General features: G+C 40.0%; 9 protein-coding genes. 6 read left to right on the top strand and 3 right to left on the bottom strand.

What is annotated here, in order from left to right; translation table 11 throughout:
• On the bottom strand, positions 1-1576 hold a 1576-nt coding region (locus JWP71_RS03465), incomplete at its 3' end, for a CarD family transcriptional regulator (protein ID WP_299497183.1).
• A gap of 42 nt (positions 1577-1618) precedes the next feature.
• On the bottom strand, positions 1619-2932 hold the full coding sequence (locus JWP71_RS03460; protein ID WP_299497181.1) for a tetratricopeptide repeat protein: 1314 nt from the start codon (positions 2930-2932) through the stop codon (positions 1619-1621).
• Positions 2933-3111: 179 nt separating this feature from the next.
• Between JWP71_RS03460 and JWP71_RS03455 the strand changes: the two genes are divergently transcribed.
• The 6 genes from JWP71_RS03455 (at position 3112) to JWP71_RS03430 (ending at position 6937) form a co-directional block, all read left to right on the top strand.
• The gene (locus tag JWP71_RS03455; RefSeq protein WP_299497179.1) at positions 3112-3519 is read left to right on the top strand and encodes a DUF4199 domain-containing protein; all 408 of its coding nucleotides are present in this window, start codon (positions 3112-3114) and stop codon (positions 3517-3519) included.
• Positions 3512-3814 (top strand): DUF2752 domain-containing protein, encoded by a 303-nt coding sequence (locus tag JWP71_RS03450; RefSeq protein WP_299497177.1) that lies wholly within the window; start codon positions 3512-3514, stop codon positions 3812-3814. Before JWP71_RS03455 ends, JWP71_RS03450 begins: the two co-directional genes overlap by 8 nt.
• Positions 3815-4094: 280 nt before the next feature.
• A complete protein-coding gene (locus JWP71_RS03445; RefSeq protein WP_299497175.1) occupies positions 4095-4457 on the top strand; it encodes a TM2 domain-containing protein in 363 nt (120 codons plus the stop codon).
• Between the two features lie 153 nt (positions 4458-4610).
• The gene (locus JWP71_RS03440; protein WP_299497173.1) at positions 4611-5708 is read left to right on the top strand and encodes a Nif3-like dinuclear metal center hexameric protein; all 1098 of its coding nucleotides are present in this window, start codon (positions 4611-4613) and stop codon (positions 5706-5708) included.
• 138 nt (positions 5709-5846) lie between these two features.
• Positions 5847-6596, top strand: coding sequence for a C4-type zinc ribbon domain-containing protein (locus tag JWP71_RS03435; RefSeq protein WP_299497171.1), 750 nt, complete (start codon positions 5847-5849; stop codon positions 6594-6596).
• 11 nt (positions 6597-6607) lie between these two features.
• On the top strand, positions 6608-6937 hold the full coding sequence (locus JWP71_RS03430; protein WP_366143515.1) for a DUF2809 domain-containing protein: 330 nt from the start codon (positions 6608-6610) through the stop codon (positions 6935-6937).
• A 12-nt stretch (positions 6938-6949) separates the two neighbouring features.
• Here JWP71_RS03430 and JWP71_RS03425 read toward each other — a convergent pair.
• Positions 6950-7677 (bottom strand): radical SAM protein (locus tag JWP71_RS03425; protein ID WP_299497169.1); only part of this gene is annotated, 728 nt, incomplete at its 5' end.

Genomic DNA, 7677 nt, shown 5'->3' with positions numbered 1-7677 from the left:
GGGCTATGTCTTTAACTTTTTTTTTTGTTGTCTTCTTGAGTTTTTCCCACGTATCGGTACCCAGTTTATTCATCCGGGGTACAGAACCCTCCTTGCCGCTGTATTTAGATATGCGGTTAAGCGAATTTATGTTTACATACAACAAGTCGTTATCGGCATAAATCAAACGGATCATTTCCTGCTGCTTGCCGGTTACTTCTACTTTTTCCAGCCCTGCATATTTGCCTATGCCGTGGTCAATATGGGTAACGTAATCGCCGGGCTTAAGCTCGCGCAATTCTTTTAGGGTGATGGCCTGCGAGCGCTGGTAACCCTTTTTTAACTTATATTTATAGTAACGGTCGAATATCTGGTGATCTGTATAGCAAGCCAGTTGTTGCTCGCGGTCCACAAAGCCCTCGCGTATAGAAACGCTTATCGGTGTAAATTTTACCGTTTTATCCAGGTCCTCTAAAATGGCATACAACCGCTCCACCTGCCGCGCCGAATCGGTGAGGATAAAGTTCCCTATTTTCTCGGTCTCATTATTCTTAAAATTATGTATCAGCAGGCTAAAGTCTTTGTTAAAAGACGGCTGCGGCCGCATATCAAAATTAATGGTTTCGTTAGGCTGATAAAAGAATTGCTTACCAAACTCAATAACGGCATAATCATGCAGCTGATCGGCAATTAGCTTTTCATCGGTAAAGCCAAACTTAGGGTCTATCCAATCAGGATTTTGATTTTTTTCATCGACACTTAAAGCGTTCCATAGCTGGGTAGCTTTTTTATAGCCGGTTTGTATAATATCAAACGTAAACTGTACATCCTTTATCCAGATCTGCGTATCGTCGTCAATATATTCCAGTAAAGAAATATTGCTTTCCGTTAAAAACTTCGACTGTACATTAGGCACAATAGTAATGCTCTTAACCTGTTCTACTGATAGCTGGCTCTCTATCTCGAACGTGCGGATAGACTCTATCATATCTCCCCAAAACTCAACCCTATAGGGCAGTTCGTGCGAGAAAGAGAAAATATCAACTATGCCGCCACGGATAGAAAATTGCCCAGGCTCGTACACAAAATCAACCCGGTCAAAATCATACTCCACCAAAAACTCATTAATAAAATCAATGCTGAGTTTGTTGGTAACGGCAATTTCTAAGGTGTTTTTTTCTAAGGATGCACGGTCAATAACCTTTTCGGCCAAAGCCTCTGGGTAGGTTACTATTAACTGCCCAAATTCGCTGGAATGGTTAAGCTCATTTAACACCTCGGCACGTGCTAAAACATTGCTGCTATCGGGCTGGGTAAATTCAAACGGTTTGCGGTATGATGATGGGAAAAGTAAAACTTCTTTGCCGGTAAGGTTCTCCAGGTCGGCTTGGAAATAGCCAGCTTCTTCGCGCTCGGGCAATACAAACACCATGTGCTTGTGCTGCAAAAAATACAATGCTACCGCCATGGTCGCATCACCCGATCCGACTAAACCACGAAGCTGTACCCTTGGATTTTTAGACGTATTTAAAGCTTTCGCCAGCGCTAAGATCCGGTCATCAGCTTTATATCTTTCTAATATATCACGGATGTTCAAACTGCGGCAAATATACAGAAAAGAGTGTTGTTTAAGGGGTAGTTACTTGCAATATTTTGCCAGGTTTAGTTTTGCGTCAGGAAAACCTAACGAATGGGCATTGTTAAGATCCGCACAAGCCCCATGCTTATCACCTATGAAATATTTGGCGATACCGCGATTATTATAAGCATCGCCATATTTGGAATTGAGCGTTATCGCGTGGTCATAATATTTTATAGCCATAGGATAATTATTAAGCGAAGCCATTGAATTACCTATGTTTAGGTATGCCACGGGATTTTGAGGGTTTATCGCAATAGCTTTTTTAATATCAGTAATGGCACCTTTAAAATCTTTGAGGTGATTTTTTGCATAACCTCGACTATCATATGCAACAGCAAGACTATCATTTAATGAGATCGCTTTATTACAATCAACAATGGCACCCTCAAAATCGTGCATATAATTTTTTACTAGAGCTCTATTGGCATAAGCATCGGCATTTTTAGAATTTAATTCTAACGCCTTATTAAAATTAACAATTGACGAATTGAAATCTCCTGTGGACGCTATTACCACTCCGAGATTTATATAAGCATTTTCATATTTATCATTTAAAGTGATGGCTTGCTTATAATCTGCAGCAGCGCCATCCATATCTTTAAGGTCGGCTTTAATTAATCCCCGGTTAAAATAAGCTTCCGCAACATTGGGATTTATCTCTATTAACTTGCTAAAATCGATGTATGCGCCGTTATTATCATTTAACTTTACTTTTACCAGACCACTATATAGATAAGCATTTTCTGCTTTGGGGTTTAATGAAATTATATGTCTGTAATCTTCCAAGGCATAATTATAATCCTGCGCAAACTGCTCGGCTGTGGCTCGGTTATAATAAGCCTCAATGTAAGTATTAGAAAAAGTTATGGCATGATTGTAATCAGCAATGGCGGCGCTGTAATTTTTTAAATATACTTCTGCCAATCCTTTATTATTATAGGCTTCTGCAAAGGTAGAATCTAAACCTATTGCTTCCTTATAGTCACCAATAGCCCCCGTTATGTCATTTATATTTCGCCTAGCTACGCCTCGATTGTTATATACAGTTGCGGTTTTATTATTTAAAAAAATGGATGATGTATAATCATTGATAGCTCCCTGGTAATCATGTAATTGAAATTTTGCGAGTGCTCTATTGTAATATGCGTCTTCAAACCTAATATCAAAAGCTATAGCCTGATCGTATAGTTTAATTGCTCCTGTAAAATCTTTTGCCCGCGCCTTTGCGTCGCCGTCTCTCACATATTGTTCGGCATTTTGGGCAATAGCAAACAAAGGTAGTGTCAATAATATTAGTAGCGTTTTTTTCATAAGAATAAGTAGTTAAAGGTATTAAAACAACACAGAGTTAAAAAGCATGCTCAAAAATATGAGCTAATTAAAACAATATTACTCCATAAACACTTTTTATGAATAGTTTAAACAACGTATAGGATAAATTAAACGTATTTTAGATTACAACTCACAGCTTTAACCTAATACTTAAAAAAATGAAAAATGCATTAATATGGGGCCTTATAATTGGCGCACTAAGCGGACTATGGCTATTTACCATGCACACGATGGGTTATGATATACAAGACTCTAAAGCATCACCCTACGAATACTTTTCGATATTGATACCCATTGCAGGCTTATTTTTTGGCATAAGAAGCTACCGCGATACCGAATGCAAAGGGAATATGGGCGCTTTAGAAGCGATAATACAAAGCTTTAAAATATTATTGTTTGGGGGCATACTGGCTATTTTTGCCGGTATAGTTTATATCAATTACATACAGTCGGGCAATAATTTAAGTGCGTTTTCAGGTCGGATGTTTGGCGCCCTGCTTGTTGGAATATTGAGTGCATTAGCTGTATCTTTGCTACTTGCAACCAAGTCTAACAAAGTTGATTAAGTTTTTAAAAAGAAATTTTGAACTGCTTTTCTGGGTAGCCGCCATCATAGCGCTTGCCGTTGCCGATCCATCCGTGGAACCGCAGTACTCGCTGTGCCCGCTAAAACTGATGGGTATAACCTGGTGCCCGGGTTGTGGTATTGGCCATGCTATATCGTGGCTAATTCATGGCAATTTAACCAACTCGTGGCGCGCGCATTGGCTGGGTGTGCCGGCTTTAATATTGATAACTTATCGTATTTATGTTTTAGGGCGCAAGGCGCTTAGGCCAAAGGAACAACTGCAGTTTAATTAGGCGGCGATTACTCACCCGATCATTGCTTCGCTCGATCACCCTCTTCCGCAAGCCGTAAAGAGGGTTTGGTTATTTCGATTATTCCAACCGTCTTTCCCGCTTGCGGAAGAGCCGCGGGGTGAGTATTCGCCGCCATTCAATATCGCTGCACTATTTTCACCGTCCAAATCCCCACCCTTACCGATTTGTTTTACCTCTTTGCCCATTTTGCATTGCCGGGTTTTTAATACTACCTTAGTTTTGGTATATAATTTAAAACGAATCACTTAAAATAACAATCATGGATATGTATCAAAGTCCCTATATGGGTCTGCCGGGAATTACAACAGAAGAACTGGCGTTTTTACAACAAGCTACTTCGGGTTTAACAGACGATCAGAAAAAATATTTTTACATGGCTTATACCGGAAAGAGAAAAAGCCCGCAGGATGTTTTACTATTTACACTGATAGGTTTTTTTGGCGTAGCCGGTATACAACGCTTTTTGTTAGGCCAAATAGGCATGGGCCTGCTATACTTCTTTACCGGTGGCTTTTGTTTAATAGGTACAGTTGTAGACTTGGTTAACCATAAAACATTGGCTTTAGAGTACAATCAAAAAATGGCTTTCGAAAGTTTTAATATAGCTAAGTTGGGAAATTAATACTACGTAGGGCCGCAATATTTTGCGACTTGATCTAACATATATTTTGGAAAAGTGTAGAGACGCAAAAGACATTGCGTCTTTACTTGTTTAGGGATTTTTAATACATTTATAAAATCAGTTGCAATCAAAATAAATCTGTGAAATCCCAATATGAAACTATCCCAACTCACTACTTACCTCGAAACCCTGGCCCCGCTTGCTTACCAGGAAGATTATGATAATGCCGGCTTAATAGTTGGTAATCCAGATCAGGAAATTCACCAGGTTTTAATATCGCTTGATTGTACCGAGGCGGTGGTTGATGATGCAATTCATACCAATTGCCAGGTTATCATATCGCACCATCCTATAGTTTTTAAAGGGTTAAAAAAATTTAACGGCAAAACTTATGTAGAGCGTGTGATTGAAAAAGCAATCCGCAATGGCATAGCCATATACGCCATCCATACCAATTTAGATAGTGTATTAAACGGCGTTAACGCAAAAATTTGTGAAATACTGGGCCTGGATAATTGCCGCATTTTAGCGCCAAAACAAGGCCTGTTAAAAAAGCTGGTTACTTACGTACCCACCAGCCATACTGACCAGGTGCGTAATGCATTATTCCATGCAGGCGCAGGCAATATTGGCAACTACAGCGAGTGTAGCTTTATCGCCGAAGGCAAGGGTACTTTTAAAGGTAATGAAGATAGCGACCCCTACGTTGGCGAGCCCGGCAAGCGCCATACCGAAGAGGAAACACGTATAGAAACGGTTTACCCGGCCAACTTGGAAAGTAAAATATTAATGGCACTTATATTGGCTCATCCTTACGAGGAAGTGGCGTATGATCTGTATGCACTTACCAACCAGCACCAGCAGATAGGCTCGGGCATGATTGGCGAGCTGGATGTTGCCATAGATGCGGAAGATTTCCTGTATCAGCTTAAAGAAAAAATGCAGGCACATGTAATAAGGCATACCGCTTTTACCGGAAAGCAAATTAAACGGGTGGCAGTTTGCGGCGGCTCGGGTAGTTTTTTACTGAAGCATGCAATAGCCGCCGGTGCCGATATATTCATTACCGCCGACTATAAATACCATGATTTTTTTGATGCCGAAGGAAAGATAATGATTGCAGATATAGGCCATTTTGAAAGCGAACAGTTTACCCAGCAACTGCTGCATGAAATGATACAGAAAAAATTTACTGATTTGCCGTTGCGCTTAACCAGTGTTAATACTAACCCGGTGAGGTACTTTATATAAATAAACCAAACAGAAGGAATGGTTGCGCTATACGCTTTGAACACGAGCAATTTACAAATCGATTATAAAATATTTTAAAAAATGTTGTATCTTTGCCATCCGTTTATAAAGAAATAAATAGAAAATCCCGTCAAAATAATGGAACAAACCGTAGAACAAAAGCTTAAAGCGTTATACGAATTACAAACCATCCACACTAAAATTGATAAAATTCGCCAGATAAGAGGTGAATTACCTATGGAAGTTGCCGATCTGGAAGATGATGTTGCTGGTTTAGAAACCCGTATACAAAAAATTAAAGGCGAGTTGGATGATTTGGAGGATGATATAGTTACCCGTAAAAACCTGATCAAAGATGCTCTGGCTAACACCAAGAAATACGAAACTCAGCTTAATGAAGTAAAAAACAACCGCGAGTATGATGCAATTTCGAAAGAAATTGAGATACAAGGGTTAGATATACAGGTAAGCGAAAAGAAAATACGTGAATTTGGATTTGAAATTACTTCAAAAACACAGGTTTATGAAAAAGCTTTAGCAGATCTTGAAGCGCGTAAAAGCGATTTAGAAGCTAAAAAGGATGAGTTGGGTACAATTACCGCCGAAACTGAAAAAGAAGAAAGCGAATTAGCTGCACAATCAGAAAAAGCTACTAAAGGTATTGACGAGCGTTTATTGGTTGCTTACAACCGTTTACGCCAGAATGCTAAAAATGGCTTGGCAGTGGTTACCATCCAGCGCGATTCATGTTCAGGATGCTTTAACCAGATCCCTCCTCAGCGCCAATCAGATATCCGTCAACGCAAAAAAGTTATTGTTTGCGAGCATTGCGGCCGTATCCTGATAGATGAGCAAATGGCTCTTGAAGCAGAAACAGCTATTGCCTAATTAACTAATTAATATATAGAAAAGCGTCCGCTATTATTGGCAGGCGCTTTTTTTGTATAACAAGGTTTTTATATTGTAAAATATATACATTTAGCATATATAAGTCTTTAGCGTTCATACTAATATTAAGCCTGGCCTATGCTTACGCAACTGAGTTTAGCCAATTGTACAAGTCTCCATGGATAGATAATTTACGTTCAACATTTTTTGGTAGAGCATTGTTAGGCGAAACATTTTACTGGGGCGATTTGGTTAGCTATACAGTTGGCATTTGCCTTGGTGTTTTAGTAATGCTGTCACTGCGTAGTTTGATAATGAGTATGTATCCCGAGGAGGATTGATATAAGACTACTTTAAAACATACTCGTTTGCTTCCCACCCTTTGGCGTAAATAAACTAAAATCATGCGGCGGCATTTCCCTGCCGGCTAAAAAGCGGTTGCAAGCCATCTTAAACAGTTGATGGATAGATTGTGCCACTGGGCCATCGCCGCGCATACGGCGGCCAAATTCGCTATCGTTTAAATTGCCGTCATGGCAGGCTTTTATCTGGTTCAATACCTTTTCGGCACGGTCCGGGAAAGCTTTATATATCCAGTCGGTAAATATTTCGCCAATACTGCCATTTAAGCGTACAATGGTAAATCCTGCTGATAATGCCCCCCTGTCGGCTGACGCTTTTATAATATCTGGTATCTCGTTGCTATTCAATCCGGGTATGATCGGCGCAGCCATTACCCTCACAGGCACGCCTTTTTCTGATAGCTTTTGAATAACCGCCAGCCTGCCATTGGCAGTTACCGTACGGGGCTCCAGTTTTTGCCTTAGCGACTCATTTAGCGAGGTGATAGATACATTAACATGTACCAGGTTAAGCTTAGCCAACTCAGTAATAATATCCAGGTCGCGGATGATGACATTGTTTTTGGTAATGATGCTCACCGGGTTTTTATACTGCAAAAATACCTGTAACAGGCCCCGGGTAATTTTTAGCCGCCGCTCAATAGGCTGGTAACAATCTGTATTGCCTGATAACAGAATGCTAACCGGCTGGTAATTCTTTTTATTAAAATAGTTCTCCA

Source organism: Mucilaginibacter sp., assembly GCF_028287845.1.
Taxonomy (GTDB): domain Bacteria; phylum Bacteroidota; class Bacteroidia; order Sphingobacteriales; family Sphingobacteriaceae; genus Mucilaginibacter.
The sequence above is the reverse complement of the archived record's forward strand: the minus strand, read 5'-3'. Positions and strand labels throughout refer to the sequence as shown.

What these genes read in the sequence shown, in the direction of transcription:
- JWP71_RS03440 (WP_299497173.1), top strand. Translation starts at nt 4,611, where the DNA reads ATGAAACTATCCCAACTCACTACTTACCTCGAAACCCTGGCCCCGCTT.
- JWP71_RS03435 (WP_299497171.1), top strand. Translation starts at nt 5,847, where the DNA reads ATGGAACAAACCGTAGAACAAAAGCTTAAAGCGTTATACGAATTACAA.
- JWP71_RS03460 (WP_299497181.1), bottom strand. Translation starts at nt 2,932, where the DNA reads ATGAAAAAAACGCTACTAATATTATTGACACTACCTTTGTTTGCTATT.
- JWP71_RS03445 (WP_299497175.1), top strand. Translation starts at nt 4,095, where the DNA reads ATGGATATGTATCAAAGTCCCTATATGGGTCTGCCGGGAATTACAACA.
- JWP71_RS03455 (WP_299497179.1), top strand. Translation starts at nt 3,112, where the DNA reads ATGAAAAATGCATTAATATGGGGCCTTATAATTGGCGCACTAAGCGGA.